At 60.2% G+C, this 22,006-nt stretch carries 27 protein-coding genes and 1 pseudogene; 6 read left to right on the plus strand and 22 right to left on the minus strand.

What is annotated here, in order from left to right; genetic code table 11:
• Nucleotides 1-342: 342 nt before the first annotated feature.
• Complete coding sequence (locus BLV41_RS19900; protein WP_074713534.1) at nt 343-876, plus strand: hypothetical protein; 534 nt, start codon at nt 343-345, stop codon at nt 874-876.
• 27 nt (nt 877-903) lie between these two features.
• On the opposite strand, the gene BLV41_RS19905 is transcribed toward BLV41_RS19900, so the two are convergent.
• From BLV41_RS19905 to BLV41_RS19955, 11 genes are all read right to left on the minus strand, one after another.
• The gene (locus BLV41_RS19905; RefSeq protein ID WP_074713847.1) at nt 904-1,560 is read right to left on the minus strand and encodes an SOS response-associated peptidase; all 657 of its coding nucleotides are present in this window, start codon (nt 1,558-1,560) and stop codon (nt 904-906) included.
• Nucleotides 1,561-1,856: 296 nt separating this feature from the next.
• A complete protein-coding gene (locus BLV41_RS19910; protein ID WP_083361017.1) occupies nt 1,857-2,735 on the minus strand; it encodes a F510_1955 family glycosylhydrolase in 879 nt (292 codons plus the stop codon).
• Between the two features lie 92 nt (nt 2,736-2,827).
• Nucleotides 2,828-3,430 (minus strand): DUF305 domain-containing protein, encoded by a 603-nt coding sequence (locus BLV41_RS19915; RefSeq protein ID WP_074713535.1) that lies wholly within the window; start codon nt 3,428-3,430, stop codon nt 2,828-2,830.
• A 106-nt stretch (nt 3,431-3,536) separates the two neighbouring features.
• A complete protein-coding gene (locus tag BLV41_RS19920) occupies nt 3,537-4,010 on the minus strand; it encodes a DUF6153 family protein (RefSeq protein ID WP_139244508.1) in 474 nt (157 codons plus the stop codon).
• A gap of 93 nt (nt 4,011-4,103) precedes the next feature.
• The gene (locus BLV41_RS19925) at nt 4,104-6,224 is read right to left on the minus strand and encodes a copper-translocating P-type ATPase (RefSeq protein ID WP_074713537.1); all 2,121 of its coding nucleotides are present in this window, start codon (nt 6,222-6,224) and stop codon (nt 4,104-4,106) included.
• 33 nt (nt 6,225-6,257) lie between these two features.
• Nucleotides 6,258-6,572, minus strand: coding sequence for a heavy-metal-associated domain-containing protein (locus tag BLV41_RS19930; protein ID WP_074713538.1), 315 nt, complete (start codon nt 6,570-6,572; stop codon nt 6,258-6,260).
• Nucleotides 6,573-6,795: 223 nt separating this feature from the next.
• Entirely contained in the window at nt 6,796-7,284 is a 489-nt protein-coding gene (locus BLV41_RS19935; RefSeq protein WP_244517047.1) for a peptidase, read from the minus strand.
• Nucleotides 7,274-8,356 (minus strand): cation diffusion facilitator family transporter, encoded by a 1,083-nt coding sequence (locus BLV41_RS19940; protein ID WP_074713539.1) that lies wholly within the window; start codon nt 8,354-8,356, stop codon nt 7,274-7,276. The genes BLV41_RS19935 and BLV41_RS19940 overlap by 11 nt, the downstream gene beginning before the upstream one ends.
• Nucleotides 8,353-8,715, minus strand: coding sequence for an ArsR/SmtB family transcription factor (locus BLV41_RS19945; RefSeq protein WP_074713540.1), 363 nt, complete (start codon nt 8,713-8,715; stop codon nt 8,353-8,355). The genes BLV41_RS19940 and BLV41_RS19945 overlap by 4 nt, the downstream gene beginning before the upstream one ends.
• Nucleotides 8,716-8,820: 105 nt before the next feature.
• Nucleotides 8,821-9,087, minus strand: coding sequence for a hypothetical protein (locus BLV41_RS19950; protein ID WP_074713541.1), 267 nt, complete (start codon nt 9,085-9,087; stop codon nt 8,821-8,823).
• Nucleotides 9,087-9,632, minus strand: coding sequence for a DUF2127 domain-containing protein (locus tag BLV41_RS19955; RefSeq protein ID WP_074713542.1), 546 nt, complete (start codon nt 9,630-9,632; stop codon nt 9,087-9,089). Before BLV41_RS19955 ends, BLV41_RS19950 begins: the two co-directional genes overlap by 1 nt.
• A 38-nt stretch (nt 9,633-9,670) precedes the next feature.
• On the opposite strand from BLV41_RS19955, the gene BLV41_RS19960 reads away from it, so the two are divergent.
• On the plus strand, nt 9,671-10,276 hold the full coding sequence (locus BLV41_RS19960) for a Chromate resistance protein ChrB (RefSeq protein ID WP_211481676.1): 606 nt from the start codon (nt 9,671-9,673) through the stop codon (nt 10,274-10,276).
• Nucleotides 10,277-10,278: 2 nt separating this feature from the next.
• Nucleotides 10,279-11,544, plus strand: coding sequence for an MFS transporter (locus BLV41_RS19965; RefSeq protein ID WP_074713851.1), 1,266 nt, complete (start codon nt 10,279-10,281; stop codon nt 11,542-11,544).
• Nucleotides 11,545-11,596: 52 nt separating this feature from the next.
• Here BLV41_RS19965 and BLV41_RS19970 read toward each other — a convergent pair whose 3' ends face one another.
• The 4 genes from BLV41_RS19970 to BLV41_RS19985 form a co-directional block, all read right to left on the minus strand.
• The gene (locus tag BLV41_RS19970) at nt 11,597-11,872 is read right to left on the minus strand and encodes an SOS response-associated peptidase family protein (protein ID WP_244517065.1); all 276 of its coding nucleotides are present in this window, start codon (nt 11,870-11,872) and stop codon (nt 11,597-11,599) included.
• Nucleotides 11,873-11,939: 67 nt separating this feature from the next.
• Nucleotides 11,940-12,881, minus strand: a complete 942-nt coding sequence (locus BLV41_RS19975; protein WP_139244510.1) for a hypothetical protein — start codon at nt 12,879-12,881, stop codon at nt 11,940-11,942.
• A 485-nt stretch (nt 12,882-13,366) separates the two neighbouring features.
• Complete coding sequence (locus BLV41_RS19980; RefSeq protein ID WP_074713545.1) at nt 13,367-13,720, minus strand: helix-turn-helix domain-containing protein; 354 nt, start codon at nt 13,718-13,720, stop codon at nt 13,367-13,369.
• The gene (locus BLV41_RS19985) at nt 13,707-14,822 is read right to left on the minus strand and encodes a tyrosine-type recombinase/integrase (RefSeq protein WP_074713546.1); all 1,116 of its coding nucleotides are present in this window, start codon (nt 14,820-14,822) and stop codon (nt 13,707-13,709) included. Before BLV41_RS19985 ends, BLV41_RS19980 begins: the two co-directional genes overlap by 14 nt.
• Nucleotides 14,823-14,962: 140 nt before the next feature.
• Between BLV41_RS19985 and BLV41_RS19990 the strand changes: the two genes are divergently transcribed.
• On the plus strand, nt 14,963-15,289 hold the full coding sequence (locus BLV41_RS19990; RefSeq protein WP_074713547.1) for a hypothetical protein: 327 nt from the start codon (nt 14,963-14,965) through the stop codon (nt 15,287-15,289).
• An 89-nt stretch (nt 15,290-15,378) separates the two neighbouring features.
• On the opposite strand, the pseudogene BLV41_RS21775 reads toward BLV41_RS19990, so the two are convergent.
• A pseudogene (locus tag BLV41_RS21775) lies at nt 15,379-15,504 on the minus strand (arsenate-mycothiol transferase ArsC); the annotation flags it as partial.
• A gap of 92 nt (nt 15,505-15,596) precedes the next feature.
• On the opposite strand from BLV41_RS21775, the gene BLV41_RS19995 reads away from it, so the two are divergent.
• A complete protein-coding gene (locus BLV41_RS19995; RefSeq protein WP_139244511.1) occupies nt 15,597-16,088 on the plus strand; it encodes a hypothetical protein in 492 nt (163 codons plus the stop codon).
• Between the two features lie 157 nt (nt 16,089-16,245).
• Here BLV41_RS19995 and BLV41_RS20000 read toward each other — a convergent pair whose 3' ends face one another.
• A complete protein-coding gene (locus BLV41_RS20000) occupies nt 16,246-17,289 on the minus strand; it encodes a flavin-containing monooxygenase (RefSeq protein ID WP_074713549.1) in 1,044 nt (347 codons plus the stop codon).
• Between the two features lie 53 nt (nt 17,290-17,342).
• On the opposite strand from BLV41_RS20000, the gene BLV41_RS20005 reads away from it, so the two are divergent.
• The gene (locus BLV41_RS20005) at nt 17,343-17,669 is read left to right on the plus strand and encodes an ArsR/SmtB family transcription factor (RefSeq protein WP_074713550.1); all 327 of its coding nucleotides are present in this window, start codon (nt 17,343-17,345) and stop codon (nt 17,667-17,669) included.
• Nucleotides 17,670-17,680: 11 nt separating this feature from the next.
• On the opposite strand, the gene BLV41_RS20010 is transcribed toward BLV41_RS20005, so the two are convergent.
• The 5 genes from BLV41_RS20010 to trxB all read right to left on the minus strand — a co-directional run bounded on the left by BLV41_RS20010 (nt 17,681) and on the right by trxB (nt 21,995).
• Entirely contained in the window at nt 17,681-18,097 is a 417-nt protein-coding gene (locus tag BLV41_RS20010; RefSeq protein WP_074713551.1) for an arsenate-mycothiol transferase ArsC, read from the minus strand.
• A 15-nt stretch (nt 18,098-18,112) separates the two neighbouring features.
• Entirely contained in the window at nt 18,113-18,634 is a 522-nt protein-coding gene (locus tag BLV41_RS20015; RefSeq protein WP_074713552.1) for a universal stress protein, read from the minus strand.
• A gap of 13 nt (nt 18,635-18,647) precedes the next feature.
• Nucleotides 18,648-19,307 (minus strand): arsenate reductase ArsC, encoded by a 660-nt coding sequence (locus BLV41_RS20020; RefSeq protein WP_074713553.1) that lies wholly within the window; start codon nt 19,305-19,307, stop codon nt 18,648-18,650.
• A 17-nt stretch (nt 19,308-19,324) separates the two neighbouring features.
• On the minus strand, nt 19,325-20,833 hold the full coding sequence (locus BLV41_RS20025) for an FAD-dependent oxidoreductase (RefSeq protein WP_074713554.1): 1,509 nt from the start codon (nt 20,831-20,833) through the stop codon (nt 19,325-19,327).
• Nucleotides 20,834-21,020: 187 nt separating this feature from the next.
• Nucleotides 21,021-21,995: a thioredoxin-disulfide reductase gene (trxB, locus tag BLV41_RS20030; protein ID WP_074713555.1), complete on the minus strand. Its 975-nt coding sequence runs from the start codon at nt 21,993-21,995 to the stop codon at nt 21,021-21,023.
• Nucleotides 21,996-22,006: the final 11 nt, after the last annotated feature.

The raw sequence follows: 22,006 nt of genomic DNA on the forward strand, positions 1-22,006 counted from the left end.
CGCGGGGTGGCTCCTTCATATACTTTTCGAGAGGGCCCCACCAGAGCGCCCCCTTAGGTGCTTCACCCCTTTAACAAGATGAAGCTGGTGGGGCCTTTCTCATGCCCGGCGCTGTTTTCATGCGTGCCTAGTAGGGGTTGCACCATCACCTATGTGGAATTCCGGGACTACGCGGTCGGCTTCCAACAGATAAGCACAATTATCCCCGAGGTATACCGCCTAATCAGCGTGAGGGTACAACGCCCATGAGTTGACCGTTTCTGCGAGCTCTTGCTATTGACCTTTGGGTGTTGCAACCCAGCGGGAATCTCTGTGTACAGTCAAGCCAAAAAGGAGATACCTATGCCTGACTACATTGACACACTTATCCGAACGGTGATCGACGCGTCGGAGGCCTCGACGTGGAGCGACGCCGTTCTTGAATGGACGATTTACAACCTTGAAGAGGACCCGAGAGGGCAAGGCGTTTGCGTCTGTGGACATCCCCATTTGGTCCAGATGTTTACTATCAGGAATGTCCTCAACGGAAGGACCTTGCACCCGATTGGCAATGAATGTGTCAAGAAATTCGAACGCAAGGACCTCAAACTAGACGCGGCCCTCCTGGGTGACCTCTATAAACTTCGCAATGCCATCAACGAAGGGGAAGCTGAACTTACCTCCGCGTACTTTAGCCGCACCCTCCTTGCGGACCTCAATGCAAGGGGTGCCTTCACACCGGATGATTATAGCCAGGACGGTGGGTACAGCTTCATGGTGAATATGTTCAATAAGCGGAACAAGGACGAGCTCACGGGAAAGCAGCGGTTTAGAACCAAGAAATTGTTGGTGGGTAAAATCTTCCCGTTTGTGCGTGCAGACGAGCGCCTTCGATAGCACCACATCAGTGCCCGGACGCTGATTTCATGAGTTGAGTGGTTCCACCAGCTCGGGCCCGTCACCCTTGAGCGGTCCAACCTTGTAGAACTCCAAAGCCTCAGCGACGGGTGTAGCCGCGGCAACAGCAGCGTCCACCAACGTCTGGTCGCCGTCCTGGTCAGCGTCCAACCATTCATCCCAAAAACTCGGCGGCAAGGTCACCGGTGTGCGGTCATGGAGCTGGCTTACATCCCCGACCGCTGCGCGGGTCAGGATCGTGGCCGTCAATGTCCAGTAGTCCTCATGGTCCTCTGGCAGGGACTTGTCCGGCCACCAGGTATATAGTCCAGCGAAGGCCAGGATCTCGTCATTGGGGGAGTGGATCGCATACGGGGTTTTCGTCTTCCCTTCCGTCTTCCACTCAAAATAGGCGTCGGCCGGCAGGATTGCCCGCTTTCTCTTGACTGATCCGCGAAACGTGGCCTTCTCCGCCGCTGTCTCGGAACGGGCGTTGAAGGTGGCGAATTTCGTTTTCAATTCCTTGGAGTACGACGGGGTGAGCGACCACCGGCCAGCCTCAAGCCGGCGCACAGATTCATCCTCGCCCTTGGCCGACTCCAACACCACCGGGACCCTGTTCGTGGGTTTGATGTTCCATGCCGGTTCCGGCAGGTTGTCACCTGCCGCCATGACGTCGAACATGCTCACCAGGTCGCCCACTGTGTCGGGGTCATGTAAGTATTCGTTCTGCAGTAAGGGCAATAATGCTCTATCGAATATCTGGGTAGTTGTTCCGGGCCAGCCGGACCGTTGAGCCTATGTGTCAGCGGTGGACATTCTCACTCCGAATGGGTCTGCCAAACAGTTAGGTGTACTCGGCCATGTGGTTCGTGACATCGGGGTTTGATCAATTGGAGGCCCGCCGGGCTTTATGGAGCTGTCTATTGCTTCACTGACCGGAGGTTCCCATGCCTCACGCTGATGCCAGATTGATGGGTCTAGGAAGCAGCGGTGTGGAAAGTCTCCCCACCGTCATCGGAGACCGAGATGCCGGTGGTGGTGGCCACCCAAATCCGCGGCTTTCCGTGGCTTCCTTCCAAGGCGGCGATGGCTTCGACCTGGCCTGCGACCTTCCCGGCCATAGCCCAACTCAGACCGGCATCGGTTGAAACATGGACGCTGCCATCCGGGGATACCCCAACAGTCTCCGTCGGGGCCTTCTCCAGGGACGTGGCAAAGGCGGCAAACTGGATAATCGGGGAATTGGGAACGAGCTGCCAGGTCTTGCCGGCGTTCGTGGAGCGCTGCACGCCGCTCTCAGTCGTGGCAAGGACGACGGTGCTGGCAGGGCTGCCGGCCAACACAGCTGGGGTAAACGTAGTCGTGGAGTTTTCCCATGTAACCCCGTCGTGACTGGTACGAAGCTGGCCATCGAATGCGACTAGGCCACCGCCGCTGGCAGTGAGGGCATGGAAATCGGATTCTCCACCGAGGGAGAGCTCCTGCCAGGTTTTTCCGGCGTCGGTGGAGCGGATTAGACCGACCGGATTCGGCAAGGAAGATCCCGCTCCGGGGTGTCCTGACGCGTAGAAGATCTTTGGATCGTCAGTGACGGTGAACCCCATCAAATCGATGGTGTCACTGACCCTGACGGCGGTTTTCTTAGTGGCGTCGTAGAGGCCATCATGGGTGGCCAGTAGGATCCTTGTGGATGCCGGGTCAACCGATATGCCATGAACATGTCCAAATGCGTTGGCTGCCGGAGCGGAATTGATGACGGGGGTCGGTACTGAACAACCTGCCAGAACGAGCGGAAGGGTTAGTGCGGCCGCAACCACAGCTCGGCGGGCAGGGAAAAACGAAGTACAGGGATACAAAAGGGACTCCAAAGAAGAAGATTGGCAAGGAGAGTCGGTGGTGGATCCAAGAAGTTTTGGATCCACCACCGAGGACGGATTGAGCCAGCCTGTTAGAGGGTAGCGAGCAGTTCCTTCATGTCCTTGATCTCGGATTCCTGGGAGGCAACGATGCTCTCTGCCAAGGCCACAGCCTCGGCATTTTGACCGTCGGTGACCTCGGTTTTGGCCATCTCTACGGCACCCTCGTGGTGGGCAATCATCTGGGTCAGAAAAAGCTTGCTGGCCTCGGTGCCCTCGGCAGCCTTGAGCTTGTCAAGATCATCGCCAGTCATCATTCCGTTCATGGAGTGGTTTCCGGCCATGGAGGTTGGTTCGGACCAGCCGGTGAGCCAGGTGGTCATCTTCTTGATTTCCGGGTCTTGGGCGGCCTTGATGTCTGTGGCCAGCGTCATGATCGCGGGGTCGAGGTCGGTCTTGGCGAGCATAATGTTGCTCATCTCCACTGCCTGGACATGGTGGGGGATCATCATTTGGGCAAACATCGTGTCCGCAGCATTATGCTCCCCACCGGCGACTGTAGCTTCCATGGAGGAGGCCGTCGGACCACTATGGTTCATCCCTGGCATGGATCCGCCGTCGGTTTCGGTGGAGCATCCTGCCAACGCGAGCATGGCGGCAACAATGGTGGCTGAAACGGTCAATGATTTCTTCATAATAAAACAGTCCTTCACTTGAACTTCTCGAATACTTTGCAGTTGCCCTGACTTTGAGGGTGCGCTAATGAGGACCCGTGCGAGATACACGGGACGACTCATGGGTTTACGTTCTGCTGATCGAGAGTTGATTCAGTGACGGCGGGTCAGGAACACGACCCGAGGACTTGTGTCCTGCAACAACCAGAAACGCCGATTTGCTCGAAGGAAGCGTGAACGCATCCGGAAGGGGCAAGGTCACGACTGCTGTTGCGAGGCTTGGAATGCAGCTTTGGTGCCTGTCCATGGATGATTCACATCCAGTGGAGGAACAGCCGCAGGCCGCCGGTGCGATCGAGGGTGCATGAGCGGCGCTGTCAAGCATTGCGTTGCCTTCGGAGACTGGGTGCTCCGAGACAGGAATGGGCTTGACACTGACTGTTTCGGTGGAGGCGTTCATCATGCTGGGAGATGCCATGGACGTGACGTCTGCTCCGCCCATGACATGCATGCCGAATATGCCCCCGATGACAGCGAAGGCAAGAGCGACCATCGCGCCCCAGCGCAGGAAGGATCCCACCGTGGGCGTACTACTTGGCATGCGCATCGTGAAATCCTTTCTGTGGTGCCCCTGGAATCTAGCTGGTCGTTGTGAATTGTACCGACCCAAACTGGGCGAGAGCTTCGAGCGTTCCTATCGGACGTCGGCGGGGTTGAGTTTGAGGCGGCGCAGCAGTTGGGCGTTCAGTGCCACCACGATGGTCGATAGCGACATCAAAACTGCACCTGCGGCCGGTGAGAGGACGATGCCAGCAAAAGCCAAGACACCTGCGGCCAGGGGAACGGAGATGATGTTGTACCCGGTGGCCCAGATCAGGTTTTGCCACATTTTGCGGTAGCTGGCATGGGAAAGGTCCACCATGGACAGCACTGCCCGTGGGTCATTGCCGGCCAACACCACTCCGGCCGATTCCATGGCGACATCAGTGCCTGCGCCGATGGCAATGCCAACCTCGGCCCGGGCCAAGGCGGGGGCGTCGTTGACACCGTCACCGACCATGGCCACCTTCAACCCGCGGGCCTGCAATTCGGCGACCTTCAGGTCCTTGTCCTGGGGCAAGACCTCGGCGAAAACCTCGTCGATGTGAAGCTCGGAAGCCACCGAAGCGGCAACTTGGTGGGCATCGCCGGTAATCATGGCGACCTTGATGCCACGTTTTTGCAGGGCCTGGATGGCTTGGCGGGATTCCTCGCGGACTTCATCCTCCAAAGCGACAGCACCAACGACGGCTCCATCCCTGATCACATGCAAGATCGACGCACCCCGGTCCATCCACTCTGCGGTTGTGTCTGCGATGTCCGCGGGTTCAGAGGCTCCGAACTCCGCGAGTAGGGCTGGTCCGCCTACTGCAGTGTTGGTTCCGTTGACGGTGGCCTGGACGCCGCGTCCGGTCAGGGACTGAAAATTCGAGGCAGTCAAAGCCGGATTGCCGGTCTGTTTGGCGGCAGCGATGATCGCCCTGGCGACCGGGTGTTCGCTGTCCGATTCAACAGCGGCGGCGAGGGCCAACAGCTCCTCTGTTGTGACGCCTTCGACCGCAACGACACCTGTGACAGCGGGTTCGCCCTTGGTCAGGGTTCCGGTCTTGTCGAACAGGACGACGTCGATGGTGCGCATCCTCTCCAAAGCCATCCGGTTCTTAATCAGCACCCCGGCCCGCGCGGCCCGTTCGGTGGAGATGGCGATGACCAGTGGAATGGCCAAACCCAAGGCGTGCGGGCAAGCAATAACCAACACCGTCACGGTGCGGGTCACCGCGTCCGGGACACTGCCCAGCAGGGACCAGACAATGAACGTGATGACACCGGCGCCGGCGGCAAAGTAGAACAGGAACGCCGCTGCCCTGTCGGCCAGGGCCTGGGCACGGGAGGTGGAGGCCTGTGCCTCGGCAACCAGCCTTTGGATCCCGGCCAAGGCGGTATCGTCACCGACTGCCGTAACTTTCATCCGCAGGGAGTTGTCGGTGGCAACGGTTCCGGCCACCACGGGGTCCCCGACCGAGCGGGGAACGGTTTTGGATTCGCCGGTGATCATTGATTCGTCCACCTCGGCGGATCCGTCGGTAATCACGCCGTCCGCTGGCATCCGAGCCCCGGAACGGACCAGGACAAGGTCGCCGGCTTGTAGCTCGGTGACGCTGATGGTCTCGGTGCCGCCCTCGATGACCCGTTCGGCCTCATCCGGCAGCAGGGCGGCCAGGGCGTCGAGGGCCCCGCGGGCCGAGCCCAGGGCCCGCATTTCAATCCAATGCCCCAGCAGCATGATGGCCACCAGCAGGGCCAGCTCCCACCAGAAATCCAGGTCAAAGCCGCCGATACCCAGGCTGGTGACCCAGGAGGCAATGAATGCGACGGTGATGGCCATGGAAATCAGCAGCATCATGCCCGGTTGCCGGGAGTTGATCTCTTGCCAGCCACCCTTGAGGAATGGCTGGCCGCCGTAGAAGAAAATGAAGGTGCCCAACACCGGTGGGATCCAGACAGCCCCCGGGAAATCGGGAGGAGTGTAACTGAGAAGGTGCCCGAACATGGGGCTGAAGAACACCACCGGGATGGAAAGTACCAGGGTCAGCCAGAATCGATTCTTAAACATGGCGGTGCTGTGCCCGGCATGCTGGCCGGCGGTGTGGATGGCATGGTCGTCGTGATCCATGCCGCCGTGACCCATGGCCGCGTGATCCATCTCAGAAGTCAACGTCTCACCGGGGTCGGCAGCCTGTGCCTGGTGGTCGTGCCCATTATGGTTCTCTTCCATGTCTCTCCCCGTTCGGGTTGATAGAAGTGGTTTCTAGCTCTTTGTGACGGTATAGCCGGCAGTGGCCACGGCAGAGCGAATGTCTTCAGGGAGTACAGGTCCAGAGACCATCAGTGTCGAGATGCCTCCTGCGACAAGATCAACGGTGGCGGATTCCACGCCCTCAATTGCCGCAACGGCGATCTCGACGCTTTGGACGCAGTGCCCGCAGGTCAGTCCTTCCAAGGAGTACGCGGTTCCAGACTCGCCGGTTGCCTTGGCCTCTGTTGTCTCGGTCGAGCAGCAGCTGCATGAGCTCTCGGTTGTCTGCGTCAGTTTGAGGTCTTTTGGAGTTTCAGTTCCGCACATTTGGGAAGTTCCTTTGAAAAGGGGTTGGATGGTGTGCGTTGGGGTTGAACGGCAGTGGCGGCTGGAAGAATCGACGGCCGCGACAAACTACTTCACTGACAACACCCCAAACATACCCCCATGGGGTATTACCGTCAAGCTTTGACTCTCGTGATGCACGCGTCATCGGCAAGGATGTTCTCAGGTGAATTTGCCGGTACAGGGCCGTTGATACCGGAGTATTTCACTTGCCCGGGAAGTCGCTGAGTCCTATTCCCTGGTCATCGAGGCAGGGTGAGTGCTTCCCCGCGGCTGGCCCGATGGAGCGCAGGCACGTGCAGGCCGGCCCCTTGACGGCCGGCATCGTTTGCCAGGCGAAGCGCTGCATCTTGTTGTAGGTGTCAAAGTCCAGGACGGCGCCGTTGAGTTTCGGTGCCAGATCGTGGCTGACGCTGACCACAATCTCCTCCAGCCCACCGGCCCCTTCGCTCCCGGCATCGCCCAGTGCGCTGAGCAGGCAGCGCAGGGGCTTTTTTGGTTCCGTTCGGGAGAAGTACAGTCCTTGTTTGCGGCAGCCGCTGGGACCCAGATAGCAGTGCAGAAGCCCGCCAAAGATCCCGATCATGGCCACGGCCTCTCCGGTCAGGGTGAAGCTGCCGTGACCGGGAATTCGGGCCAACATGCCTTGCCCGGCTGGCGCGGACTCTACCCGGCGCACCGGCTTAGGAACCATGTCCAGTCTCCGTTGCGCGTGCGGTGGAGACTTGAATGACCATGTCATCCAGCTTGGGGAGGGCGTGCCCCAGTCGATGTCTGGCCTCCTCCAGCGTCTGATCCACGGTGGACAGTGGTGCGTCCACGGTTGTGACGGTGGCCGCGCCCTGGAGTCGGTGGCCGACCCAGCGCAGTTGTAGCCGTTCCACGGCCAGGATGCCGGGAGTTTCTTCAAGGGCTGTTTGTGCACGGGCGACAAGGTCGGGTTCGATCCCGTCCATCAGTCGGCGGCCGATGCTCTTCACCGTGCCCCACAGCAAGACGATGATGGCGGCCGAGATCAGCAGCCCCACAATCGGGTCCGCTAGCGGGAAGCCGAGCATGACCCCGCCAGCGCCGAGAACGACGGCCAGTGAGGTGAATCCGTCAATCCGGGCATGAACGCCGTCGGCCACGAGTGCGGCGGAGCCGATCTGCCGGCCCACCCTGATCCGGTAGATGGCCACGGCCTCGTTGCCGGCAAAGCCGATCACGCCGGCGGCAAGTACCCACCAAAGGTTGTGCAGGGGCTGTGGGTGGAAGAGTCGGTCGATGGACTGCCAAGCCGCAACGACGGCGGAAAGTGCCACGACGGCGACGATGAACAGGCCTGCCAGGTCTTCGGCGCGTCCATAGCCGTAGGTGTAGCGGCGGGTGGCGGCGCGGCGGCCCAAGATGAAGGCAATCCACAACGGGACCGCGGTCAGGGCGTCGGAGAAGTTGTGGATGGTGTCCGCCAGCAAGGCCACCGAGCCGCTGATGAGCACCACCAGGAACTGCAGGACCGTGGTGCCCAGCAGGATGAAGAGGCTAATCTTCAGGGCGCGGACGCCCTGGACGCTGGATTCCAAGGCGTCATCGATGGAGTCTGCAGAGTCGTGGGTGTGCGGGACAAATAATTCAAATAGCCAGCCCTTGAACCCAGTGTGGTGCTTGTGGGAATGTCCCTCATGCTCATGCTCATGCTCATGGGTGTGGCCGTCTTCGTGCGCGTGACCGTGCGGGTGCTCGTCATCGTGGTGGCGGTGGCCCGCCTGTCCGGTGAGGCTCATGTCGCGGTCTGGTCTGCGCGGTGGTGCGCGGGCATCCCGCCGAGAGCGTGCTCGGCCTGGTAAATGGCGTCTGCCACCAGTTGGCGGGCGTGTTCATTCGCCAGCCGGTACATGACCTTGGTCCCGTCCTGGCGGGTAGAGACGATGCGGGCCAGACGCATCTTGGCCAGGTGCTGAGAAACAGCGGCAGGGGATTTTTCTACTAATTCGGCCAGCGCGCCCACGGCCATCTCGCCCTCGCGCAGGGCTAGGATGATTCGCACCCTGGTGGCATCTGCCAGCATGGCAAAGATCTCCACCGCCAGTTCCACGTATTGGCTGTCTACATCCAATGTGCAAGACTTCTTATCTGCATTCATACGCACATAGTCTCATTAAGCTGCTGCTTATGTCGCATTGACCATGACCGGTCAGGCTTTTGGGACCATCTGCCGACTGGACTCGTCGCGGACCCTCAGCGGCGCCTAGCCAAGGGATTGCTCGGGTTCTTCGCCATCACCCTTCGGTGGGCGGCGTGTTTGCGGCCCGGTCCTTCGGTTCCGTAGCGGTGAGACCTTTGCCGGTAGGGCGCCACGGCGTCGGGCGCGGCGCAGGGTAAGGAGAGTAAAGCCGATCATCACCGCGGCGATGAACACTGCCAGGGTTACCGAGACGGCAACCACCCCGGGAAGCCCCATCGCCTTGATGTTCGACCAATCATCCCACCCGCCGGCCACTACTCCTTGAACCACTATCTTTCCTTCCGGGGCTGTTCCACACCCTCAGGGGCTGGTTGCTCCTGCAGGTTGGCGCCTTTCATCTTTGAACGGTGGGCCATGTATTCGTGCGCCGTGAGCCAAACGATGAAGATGTCAAAGGCAGTCAGGAAGACCATGCCCCAGGTAAAGGAAACCACCAGCTCGTAGCTTTGGTAAAGGATAAAAACACCCAGGAAGGCAATCATCCACGGATAGGCCCAGAGTTTGTCCTTCAGTACCGCCCAAACCAGGACGATCTTCACGAGCCCGTGCAACAACAAATAGATCGCACCGAACAGGGTCGCTGAGACGGTCATCGTCGCGGCCAGGTGCACCAGGGTCGTAGCGATGAGGTCATGGGGATCTTCGGAAAGCTCATGCTGGGTCAGATTCTGAACCAAGGAGCCCACCTGCGCGGGTGAGACCAGCAGGAGCAGGATTCCTCCGACTAGTTCCAGCACTCCATCCAGGCCCTTGAGGACCAGACTGATCTTGAATGTCTTGCCCAACAAGGAGCTGCCGGTAGCCGACTTAACCATCGTTCCTCCGTGACGTAACAACTGTTACAATTCCAAGTGTGACACAAAATATTGAATGGGTGCTGATTCTTCCGCAAATTCCGTCCGAACCATCCCGCCACCGGGTGGCCGTGTGGCGCCAGCTGCGCAAGGCAGGTGCTGTCCCCGTCTCGACCGGCGTCTGGGCACTCCCCGCCGGACCGGCCTTCCAAGCCGATTTGGACCGGGCCGGGGAGCTCTGTCGCAACGGCGGCGGGAGCCTGGTCATCATCGACGCGTCCCCACGCGACGAGACCTCAGCCTCCATGATCCGGGACGCATTCATGGCCGTTCGTGTGGATGAATGGGCCGAGTTCACGGCGGACTGCGGCAAGTTCGAGGTGGAGATTGCCAAGGAAATTCAGAAGCAGAAGTTCACGTTCGCCGAGCTAGAGGAAGAGGAACAAAGCCTGGACCGGCTACGGCGCTGGTACCGGGACCTGAAGAAACGCGACGTTCTGGAACTACCCGAGGCCAAGGCCGCCGAGAAGCGGCTGCGGGCCTGCGCAACAATTTTGGACGGCTATGCCGAACGGGTTTACCAGGCCGTCCACGGAAGAACGGACGCGCCCGACAGTGGCGCCACGGCCACAACACCCCCAGTCCTAGACGGACCGGATACGTGAGACTGCCAGGCCGCCGCAAGACCCCGGCCGAATCTTCGGCGAGCCCATCTCAGACTGGACCCTCTGCACGGGTGCTGGCTCCGCTCTATGCAGCGGGATTCACCACCGCGTTCGGTGCTCACAGCATCGCGGCAGGCCTGGGCGCGGAAAGCGGCCATATCGGGCTCGGATTGCTCACCTTTGGCGTGCTCTTGGCGCTCTACGATGTGGCCGAAGTCATCCTCAAACCCGTATTCGGGTCCCTCAGTGACCGGATCGGTGCGAAACCCGTCATCATTGCCGGCCTGGTCGGATTCGCCCTCGCCTCCCTCATCGGCACGCTCGGGACCGCCCCGCTCATCATCGGCATAGCCCGACTGGGCCAAGGAGCTGCAGCCTCAGCTTTTTCTCCCGCATCCTCCGCGGCCGTGGCGAGGCTGTCCGGACCGGGCACCGCAGGCAGGTACTTCGGCAAATACGGCTCATGGAAGGGACTGGGCTACGTTCTCGGCCCACTATTGGGAGCCGGCTTGATCTGGGTCGGTGGGTTCCCTGCCCTCTTCCTGGCCATGGCCATCATTTCTGCTGCGGCCGCCCTCTGGGTCGGAATCTCCATGCCCGCACTGCCGGTCCTCCCGCGCCCCCGCTACACCTTCAGCGACCTGGTGCACCAAAGCACCCAACGCTCCTTCCTTATTCCCACCATGGTGTTGGCCGGCGCTACCGGCGCCCTCGGTGTCGCCGTCGGATTCCTGCCACTTCTAGGCACCACGCTCCACCTTCCCCTGGTCGCAAGCATGGCCGTGGTCGCAGTCCTAGCGCTCTCCTCCACCCTCACCCAACCCCTAGTAGGTCGCTGGCGAGACCAAGGATGCATCTCAGCACGGGGCGGAATGAGCTTGGGTCTGGCCCTCATCGCAGCAGGTATCGTCCTACTTGCTGTCGTCCCGCAACCCCTAACTCTCTACCTGGCCGCGCTAGTCATCGGGTGCGGCATCGGGATCTCCACACCCCTTGGATTCGCGCATCTCGCTTCAACGACCCCGCCAGAACGAATGGGGAGAACGATGGGATCGGCAGAAATCGGCAGAGAGGTTGGCGACGCGGCCGGGCCGCTCATTGTCGGGGCCATCGCAACAACCGTCAGCATCGCGGCCGGCCTCGGAACCCTCGCGCTCCTCATAGCCGTCACATCAGTCCTTTCAGCGCTGCTGCTGCCACGCACCAGCGACGCTCTTTCGTCACATCGAGAAACTGAGACTCCCGCATCCCCAAAGTCCAACTCATAAAGACGCGTCATCAAAGGATTGGCCTGCACGAACAGCTAATGCCAGCCCTCAACTACAGATAAGCCGGCAGGATTGCCCGCTTGCTCCTAACCGATCCTCGAAAAGTGGCCTTCTCGGCCGCAGTTTCCGAGCGGGCGTTGAAAGTGGCGAACTTCGTTTTCAACTCTTTGGAGTAGGAGGGCGTCAACGACCAGCGGCCAGCTTCCAGCCGGCGCACCGGCTCATCCTCACCCTTGGCAGACTCCAACACGACCGGGACGCGGTTCGTGGGCTTGATGTTCCATGCCGGCTCCGGCAGGTTGTCACCTGCCGCCATGACGTCGAACATGCTCACCAGATCGCCCACTGTGTCGGGGGCATGCGGGTATTCATCCTGCTGTAAGGATAATAATGCTCTATCGAATAGCGGGGTAGTCGTTCCAAATGTGGCCAGACCGTTGAGCCCATTGGGATGCGGTGTAAACACTCAATCCGAGGGTGTCTGCGATGACCCTGACGGGCACGGCCGCGGCAAGTTGAAGCATTGCAGCCTGGCGAAATGGCCTTACCTTGATGCCAGCCTCGAAGAGGCGCATTGATATGTGGTTGGGAGTTACGTGTTGTCCGGGGACAAAACCGTTGAAGAGCCAGTTGATTTCTGTCCGGTGGTAGATGTACCGGTTCGTCGGCGACTGAAGTTGAGCGAGAACCAGGCTTGCCAGGGCTGGAGGTAACTCAATTGCGTCTGCTCCAAAGATTACTGACACTTTGGTGCCCGTTACCGCAACGTCGGAGCGTTTCAGGCGGACTGTATTGGCGACTCTTTGTCCGAAGAGAAGCAGGAAGAGCCCGATGATGCGTACGTCGCGTGAGATTGATTCGTCGCGGAGTAGAAGCTCAACTTTGTCCCAGAGCTCTTCATGGCCGGCGGCTGTTCCGGGCATGGAGGGTTTCCGGGGGAGAGTAATCTCTGAGGCAAGGTGTTGTTCATGGGCCCACTTGATGAATGTGCTGAGGGCTGTTGCGGTGCCAGCCGTCATTGCCAAGTATCGGTCGAGGTGAGCTTGGGTTGCCGTCTCTAGGCAATGGCCCTGGTTGTCCAGCCAGGTGAGAAAGGCGGCGATCGCTCGTAGTTCAGCACGCCGGCGATTGACTGTGTTGACGCTGGTAGGCGCTTTGGCCGAAGCGCGACGCATGACTCTCAAGACGTACCAGCGCTGGTACCTAGTGAGAATTGAGGCTTGGTGAGGTGGGATCGCGCTGATGAACTTGGAGCTGTAGACCTCGTAGGCATGCAGATGCATGTCCTGAGCTGGGAGTGTCCCTGCACTGATGAGCACCTGCCGGAGATAGCGCACACGATGTGTCTGGGTGAGTTGATCCAGACTCAGATGGCTGATAGGCAGTTGCCCTCGGGCCATGGCGTGCAGTGTTTCCCTAATGGGCGAGTGTCTTATCCATCGGGTCACGGTTCGTGGATCCGGGGTGGCAAGAAAGTGTTGATAGAGACCGTTGAAACCGGGATGCATCGTGCCATCGTCCTGAGAAAGAAGTGCTGTGGCTCGATCTTTCATACGGCATCGGCCGCATTGTGATCCGGTGAGCTGCACTTCACTTCCGCAGTTCTTGCACTCGAATCGGGCTGGTTCTCCGGCGCATCCTGCGCAAACCACTAGACCCGCATCGTCATGGAATGCGAGAACTTTGGTTTCTTGGCAGCGGGGACATGCCGTCGCCGATCGCCGGATCCGCGAGTAGCAAGGGTTGCAGATTGTGCCTCCCAAGAGTTCGTACCCGCTGGTGATGGCCCGGCTGCAGAGATGACACTCCAAGGCATCCGGGCTCATGTAGGGCGGCGAATCCGAGCCGGTACGGGACGGAGGTCTCCGATTGAACGACTTTCCGGGGCGGTGGTGTCCGTCGTTCCAGTTCGGAGCGCGTCCGTAGTGGCTGCTGCCGGATTGATCTGGATCAAGTCGTTGGGAGTGCAGCTGAGGATCTGGCAGAGGCCGGCAAGGACCTCGACATTCAAACGTGCTGGGGTTTTGGTGACGAGGCGAAAGACTTGCTCCCGTGAAAGCTGAATGCCGACATCTTGAAGAGGGCCGACGAGATCGGTGGTGTGAAACATGCCCGCTGCCGCCATGAGCTCACGCAAGCGCCAGGCAATTGGTGATTGATCGTCAGAGGTGCGCATTGTGGTCTCCATACACTCGGGAAAGGGCTCGGGCGATCACCCGGTTTTTATAGTCGCTGCCCACCGAAGTGTAGATCGCGGTGGTTGAGGCGTATAGGTGGCCGACTTGGTCTTGGACGAATTTTTCCGAGTAGCCCCACTCGATCAAATTTGTCACATAGCTGTGGCGCAGGGAGTGCAAGCTGAGTTCTTTGGGCAGTCCGGCACCGTCACGGATCTCGGCAAACCGGTCATCAAGGTATCTGAGGGAGACGCGGGTTCCTCGTTCGGTGGGCCACAGTGCGCCGCGGCGTTCATTGGTCACGCGCATTCTCCCCAGCTCGACCCACTGCCGCAATCCATCAATAGCCCAGTCGAACTCGGGCAGGGCCAGAATGGTTCGTCGGCGTGGTCCGGAGCCGTTAGACCCCTTGCCCCATCTAACATCCACGGATCCATAGTTTCCGAAGCGGGATGCAGATGGGTTCGGGCGAAGGTCGGCAATATCGAGGCCTACGGCTTCAGCTCTTCGGAGGCCAAACGCGTAAACTGTCTTGAAAATCGGTGTGTCTCTTAGGGCAGCCAGTGCTCCTTTCTTGCCTGACTGGATGATGGTCTCCACGCGTGCATCGGCAGTGCCAAAGAATTCATCAAGTTCGTCGTACGTGAGAGCTCGTCGTTCTGGTCGGCCCTCGTAATCGGCAATGTGCGCCGTAGTGTTCCATTCATGGCAGATCTGTTGCGGGATATATCCGAAGCGTTTCTGGCACTGTTCTATCCAGTCATATCGGGTGTCGGTGATGAAATCGCAGAAGACCCGGATTCTTGCCTGGTAGGCGCGAATTGTCGATTTCGCCAGCCTTCCTTCCCCGGAACTGCAGTGTACGGTGAAGTCCTCTACGTCCCCGGGGATCCATTGCCAGGGCAATTTGTCACAGTAGTCTGCAAAACGGCGAATGAATAGAATCCTCGACGTCACGGTACTGGCTGCCAACCCCCTGCTGACTTGCTGGTCGCGCCAACCGGAGAGCATCGCGGCGAAGACAAACTCATCCTCGTGAAGAGGGTGAACGTTGTCCAGTAAATGCAATAGGGGACTAGCCGGGCGAGTGCCATCAACCATGCGCTCATAGTTGCATTAAATGCATCATTGATGCAACTATTTCACACTCAAAGTGCTGAGGCAGTCTCTGCCGGTGGGGAGATGAGCCATAGCGTCAGTTCCATTCAGCCGAAGCATCTTCGGTGGAGGAGAATGGGGGTATGAACTTTGAATTACGGCTTATTGCCGGGTGCCCGCACGCCGTATCTGCTCAGGAGTTGTTTACTCAGGCCCTGGAGCTAGAAGTTAGTGGCCCCGTAACCCTGAGTATCCGGGAAATCAACACCGACGAGGAGGCGGAAACCTTCGATTTTCATGGCTCACCTTCGTTTACCGTTGGTGGAAATGATTTGTTCCCCACGGAAGCGGACCCCGGAGTTACCTGCCGGGTGTACCACACGGATCAGGGACTTTCGGGTCAGCCGACGCTGGAGTCTTTGCGCGAGGCCGTACGTGCCTCCCTCACTAGCCAGAGTTTGAGGGACTAAGTCGGCCCTGCAGCGCCCTGAGGCGAGGCTCTGAAAACATCCAGAACTATCCGGCTTTATCAATAATTTTGGATAAAGCCGGTCGGCCTCTAACTCTGGGCGCCCGGGTTTAATTCTGTTGCCGGGGCGGTGACGCGGTTGTTGATGTCGTCGCGGACTAGGCGCGTGCGTTCCATGCCTTCGATGCCGCGTTCGGATGCTTCGTCGGTGTGCCAGTGCATTGGGAGGGGAGCACTCTTTTAAGGCCCTAGAAGTTGCCAAGTCTTCTGAGGATCTACGCCCAGGGAAACCACGAAGTGTTAACTGGATGAGTCTTCCGTTGGCTCAGGACAATGGACGCTATTCTGATCGGGACGGACGTTTCTGCATCATGGAGATTGAGGAGATAGTTTTGGAGCCCTATATTTGGCACGAAGCCGAGGTGACTTTTCCTGACTATGCTGGCACTGCTCAGCTTGATCACAAAATGACGGGTGAGAGCGCCTTCGCCGCGGCAGGGATCGATGAGGATAAGTGGCTGGTTGTCGGGTTAGACATTGGGGGCGGAGAGCATAGTCATGGACTTCATATTGTTGCCGTTGATCTTGACGCGGTACCGCCAGGGGGCGGCAACGTACTCGATCGTTTGATGGAGGAATATGGTCATATTCCCACCACTGACTTTCTGCTCCATGATGTGGACCCGTATGAGTTCTTGAAGAGCATCACGCATCATTTCGACCTGCGTCTCAGGGTGCGGGGTACGTCGGATAAGACAATCATGGTGACCAGCCTTGGGGACATCCCGGAACAGCCGTAGATACTGCGCTTGGTGTAGTGTCCGGTGCAAGGGCAAAACCTTGTCGTTTGGAGACCCCGTTGACACATTCGCTGTTTCTGGTTTGACCTTGTCAAGAAAGACCCGCTGATAGGGAAATCGCCAGCGGTTCCTTTGCTCGCCTTGTGGCGGTTTCTTGTTAGCCGGCGTTCTTGATCCGGTTCATGACATGCCTCGCGTCTCCGCCAACTCCGCGAAGTGTTGCGGAAGCGAAGCCTCTTTGATGCTCAAGTCCTACGAACCCAAGGCCGGGAACAGTCGTGGAAACTCCTTTTGTGTGCAGGGGTTCACCCGTGGGTGATAGTGCTCCTCCAATGGTGCGCAGCATCGACACGTCTGGCCGGAAACCTGTGGCAAAGAGTAGAACATCAACTCTTTCAGTTTCCCCAGATGCCCACATGACACCTTCTTCGACAACCCGTGTAAACATGGGGGTCGCTTCAGGATGCCTGTTTTGGAGGGCGGAACGGTAGCTCCCATCATCGACGACAGGGACGCCGGCCCCGCGCAGCCGATGGATCCACTGGCTACGGTCCAGGCCTGAGTGGTGGAGCCACCAATGCAAGTCTTGTCCTAAAAGGCGCTGTCTCTGCCATTGAATCTTTCGTCGAGAGGCAACGCTTACGCGGGCAACGTGAGACAACTCCACAGCAATCTGAATGGCAGAGTTCCCTCCGCCGACCACAACCACGCGTAGGCCTTCAAAACCTTTGACTGACTTATAGTCCTTAGAGTGCAGAATGCGGCCCTTGAACGATGCAAGACCGGGCAGTTCGGGAATGATCGGCGAGCCGTAGCTGCCCGTGGCGACCACTAGTCGATCTGTATACAGTGCCTCACCGGCGGCTGTGTGTACCGTGAAACCGCCTGCTCTCTCCACCCGGCTGACTTTCGTGTTCCGAAGTATCTCAGCTTCGAGGGTGCGGCTATAGGCAGCCAAGTACTCAACAACTTCATCGCGGTGCGGGTACCGCTCCTGCGCGCCAGGAAACGGCATGCCAGGAAGGGAAGAGAACCGCGCTGGAGAGAAGAGCTTCAGGGAATCGTAGTATCTCCTCCAGGCTCCGCCAGCATGTCCTGATGCATCAACAAGGATGGGTCGCATCCGGTTATCTATGGCAGCTCTGGCCGCGGCCAACCCGGCCTGCCCGCCTCCGACGATGATGATCTGGTGATGGTTCATCATCACATCATATCGTCGTATTGCGAAGTGACGAAATAAGCTATGCTGGGTTCATGCCTGAAGAGACAATATTTCCTCCGCAAATCCAGCTATTCCTGAAGGCACTTTCCAGTGAATCTAGGCAGAAAACACTAGCTCTGTTTGCTACGGGACGAGCCTTGAGTGTTGGGGAAGCCTCTCAGCTTTCAGGGCTGGGCCAGTCAACAACGTCTGAGCAACTAGCAGCCCTGCGGGCCGGGGGGCTGTTGCGTGCGGACCGTTATGGCAAGACCGTGATGTATCGACCCGACCCCGATGCAATCCGCGAGCAATTGAAGGTTCTCTCGAGTTACCTCAATACCTGCTGTCCCCCGCTGGGAGAGTCCGATGGCTCGCGCTAGTTAGTATTCCTTCAGGAATTTAACATGAGTTCTGTCCTCAAGGACTGAACACGAGCATTGATGTCGTCGCGGACTACGCGCATCCGTTCCATGCCTTCGATACCGCGTGTGGAGGGTTCGTCGGTGTCCCAGTTGCGGATCTCGATCCCGGGAACAGGGTCCACGACTGCTTCGCTGCCGAGGGTGATGATGAGATCCACGTTGGCGAGCATGTTGGTGGTGATGGGCTTGGTGTGCTCACCGGAGATGTCGATGCCGAGTTCGGCCAAGGATTCCACGGACTGGGCGTTCAACGAGGGGCCGGGTTTGGTGCCGGCGGTGTAGACGGTGACGGTGTCGCCTGCGAGGTGGCGCATGAGTCCGCCGGCCATCTGGGATTTGCCGCCGTTCTTCACGCATACGAACAGGACGCCTGGTTTGTTGGTCATAGGGTGGTTCTACTTTCAGCCGTGGGAGTGGAAGTGGCGTTGCACTTCGGGGGAAGGGACGCCCAGGACCGGGACGGTCTGGGTGGTGAGGAGGCGGTGGATGAGGGATCCGGAGACGAGTTCATCGACTTTGGCCATGAATCCCGGGCGCCGGGCCCCGATGACAATGGTCGAGGCGCCGACCGCTGCCGCCAGGCGCCCCAAGGCCAGGGCAGGGTCCCCGCCAATGATCCGCAACGTCCAGTCCACATCATGGCCTGCCGCTGCGGTGGCGAGGGAATCCTTGATTTCGGCTGCGGAGATGGAGGTTTCATCCTCTGGCTCAATGACGGGCTCCAGAGAGATCGGCAGGACCCTGTTCCCTGGTGTCCATTCGATCAGGTAGCTGGCGGGATCCACGAAGGCGGCGATGAGCGGCGCGGATTGGCTGTGAGCCAGTTCCAGGGCGCGGGCCCACACCCTCGGGTCCTGGTCGGGGATGACCCCGACAATGACCGGTGAACCGCTAAATCCTGCCCGGGCTGCTTGCTCGCTCATCGCGGCCTCTTTTCTAGTGTTCCTCGCTGGTGGTGAGTTCGGTGAGAAGTTCTTGAACCAGCAGGTCGATCTCGTCCCGGATTTCCCTCGCCCCTGCCAGGTCCTTGGTTGCCGGATCTTCGATCTTCCAATCAAGATACTGCTTGCCGGGGTAGATCGGGCACGAATCCCCACATCCCATGGTGATCACGACGTCAGCTGCCCGCACCACATCATCTGTCAGGGGCTTGGGGAACTCCTCGGATAGGTCGATGCCGGCCTCGGCCATGGCCGCCACGACCGAGGGCTCCAGATCGGCGGCCGGTGCGGATCCGGCGGAGCGGACATGCACCGCACCCTGGGCGTGCTTGTTCAACAAGGCGGCTGCCATTTGGGAGCGCCCGGCATTGTGCACACACACGAACAGGACTTCGGGCACGTCGTGGGCGATGGCGCCCTTGGACTGGGCCAGGGCCCTGAGCCGGTCGGCCGCGAACCTGGAGGTGGTGGCTGCCAGGTACGTGTGGATCCGCGAGGTCCGGGCCAGGGCCGTGTAGGACTCGAAGACGTAGCGTTCGACGGTTTCAGCGGCGAAGATGCCGATGAATTTCTGGGTCAGGTCTTCGCTGATGCGCCCCAGGACGGCGGTGTCGTCCGTGAGGCCTGTCAGTACGCTCTTGCGGTGCTCGGTCATGGCTGTCTCATTTTCCTTTAGTCGGTGAGAGTGGCGGAGCGGCCATGGGCCAGTCCTGTGGGGATTCCGAAAAGTACAGGTTCCGGGGCGGCGCAGCATGATGATGCTGCCTCCGCCGTGTCCGGTGCGGTTTCGGATGGGGTGCTGCAACCGCCCGAGGCCGGCTGGTCAAGCATCACCAGCTCGGGTGTGCCACAGCACGAATCAGCTGCCTCGATTTGTTCTGCGCCGGTCACTGCTGGGAGATCGCAGCTACCACCAAGATCGGTCGAGCAGACGCCGGTTTCCGGCAGTTCCAGGTGGACCTGATCGGCGGCCACTTGGTCTCCGGCGAGGGCGGCGACGATGGAGCGGACCTGCTCGTAGCCGGTGGCGAGCAGGAAGGTGGGTGCGCGGCCGTAGGACTTCATCCCGGCAATGTAGAAGTCCTTGTCGGGATGGGCCAGGACCTTGGCACCGTGGGCCGGGACGGTCCCGCAGGAGTGGAATTCCGGATCAATCATGGGGCCAAGGTCCCTCGGTGCTTCCACGATCGGGTCCAGTTCCAGCCGGATTTCGCGCAGGATGTCCAGGTCGGGGCGGAACCCGGTGGCAGGGATCAACAGGTCCACGTCCAAGGTCACATCCCCATTCGGGGTGGAACCGGTGACCGCCAGACCCTGATTAGTGGTGGCGAAGGAGGTGGTGGTGAAGGAGGTGTGCAGCTCGATGACGCCGTCCTCCACCAGGGTGCGCAGGCGGGTGCCGAGCTGTCCCCGTGCTGGCAGGCCATCGAGGTCCCCGCCGCCGTAGAGGCGGGATGCGTCGGCGCCGCGCACGGCCCAGGTGATCCGGGTTCCGGGTTCGTTCTTGGCCAGTTGGCCCAGACTGATGAGGGTGTTGGCTGCGGAGTGGCCGGCACCGATGACCAGCACGTGCTTGCCGGTGAAGCGGTCACGGTCCGCCCCGGTGACATCGGCCAAGGGCCCGGTGATGAGGCCGTCGGCGATGGCCTCGTTCTCCCCGGGTGCGGGCAGGCCGGCCTGGCCCAGGGGGTTGGGCTGGGACCAGGTACCGGAGGCATCGATCACGGCCCGTACATGGTGGTCGGTCACGGTTCCGTCGGCGTTGGTGACACGGACCAGGAAAGGCTGGCCGTCGCGGTCGCGGGAGTGGGTCTTGTCCATGCCGACCCGGCTCACAGCTGTCACGGTGGAGGACAGGTGCAACGCGTTCACGATGGCGGGGGTCGCGGCCAAGGGCTTGAGGTATTCGTCCACGAGCTCGGCACCGTAGGGCAGGGCCGTCAGGCGCGGTTCGGTCCAGCCAGCCGGCTCGAGTAGGCGGCGTGAGGCGGGGTCGATGTTGTGCTCCCACGAGGAGAAAAGACGGATGTGGCCCCACTTGCGGATGGCTGCCCCGACGCTGTCGCCGGCCTCGAAGATCAAGGGCGTGAGGCCGCGTTCGATCAGGTTCGCGGCCGTGGCCAAGCCGATCGGGCCGGCACCAATGATGGCAACGGGCAGGTCATTGCGTGGGGTCGTCATGTTCGTGGTTCTCCTTGGAATGTTCACTATTGGTTGCGTATGTGGTTTGTGGGTGCCCTGCCAGGCGTGGCTTGGCAGGGCGGTGGAGGGTGGTTAGCAGCAGCCGGTGCCGCAGCCCTGCTCGGTTCCGGTTTGCCCGGTGCAGCAGTCATCGTTCATGGCTTTCACCTCCCTCCAAGGAATGCTTTTAGGCGTGAGTTGGTTCTTCCACCAACGCGGTGGCAATGCTGTCGGCGTCTTCCAATGCGGCCAGGTAGCGTTCGGCATCCAAAGCCGCTGAGCAGCCTGTCCCTGCGGCAGTGATGGCTTGGCGGTAACGGTGGTCAACGGCATCCCCACAGGCAAAGACGCCGGAGAGGTTGGTAACGGTGGTAGGCGCATCGACGCGGATGTAGCCTTCCTCGTCCAGATCAACCTGTCCGGCAACCAACTCGGTGCGCGGCAAGTGACCGATCGCAACGAAAATGCCAGTGGCGGATAGTTCCCGAGTCTCACCGGTGACGGTATCCTCCACGGTGACACCAGTGACTTTGCTGTCGCCGTGAATGGTCGTGATGGCCGTGTTGTAGGCGAAATGGATCTTCGGGTTGTCCTTGGCACGTTGGGCCATGATCTTGGAGGCTCGCAGTTCCTCGCGGCGCACGATCACTGTCACGGACTTGGCGAAGCGGGTCAGGAACGTCGCTTCCTCCATGGCGGAATCCCCGCCTCCGACGACGATGATGTCCTGCTCACGGAAGAAGAACCCGTCGCAGGTGGCGCACCAGGACACCCCGTGGCCGGAGAATTTCTTCTCCTCCGGCAGACCCAGCTCCTTGTAGGCGGAGCCGGTGGCCAGGATGATGGCCGGGGCTTCAAAGCTCTCCCCGGCCGCGGTGGTCACCGTTTTCAAGTGACCCGTCAGGGTGGTGGCGGTGACGTCATCGAAGATGATGCGGGCGCCGAAGCGTTCGGCCTGCTCCTGCAGGCCGTCCATGAGCTCCGGGCCCTGAATACCGGCGGGGAAGCCGGGGAAGTTCTCGACCTCGGTGGTGTTCATCAGGGCACCGCCGGCGGTGACGGCTCCGGCGATGACCAGCGGCGCCAGCCCTGCCCGGGCTGCGTAGATCGCGGCCGTGTAGCCGGCGGGGCCGGAGCCAATGATGATGAGTTGTTCAGTCATGACGGGAACCT

The organism is Arthrobacter alpinus (genome assembly GCF_900105965.1).
GTDB lineage: Bacteria > Actinomycetota > Actinomycetes > Actinomycetales > Micrococcaceae > Specibacter > Specibacter alpinus.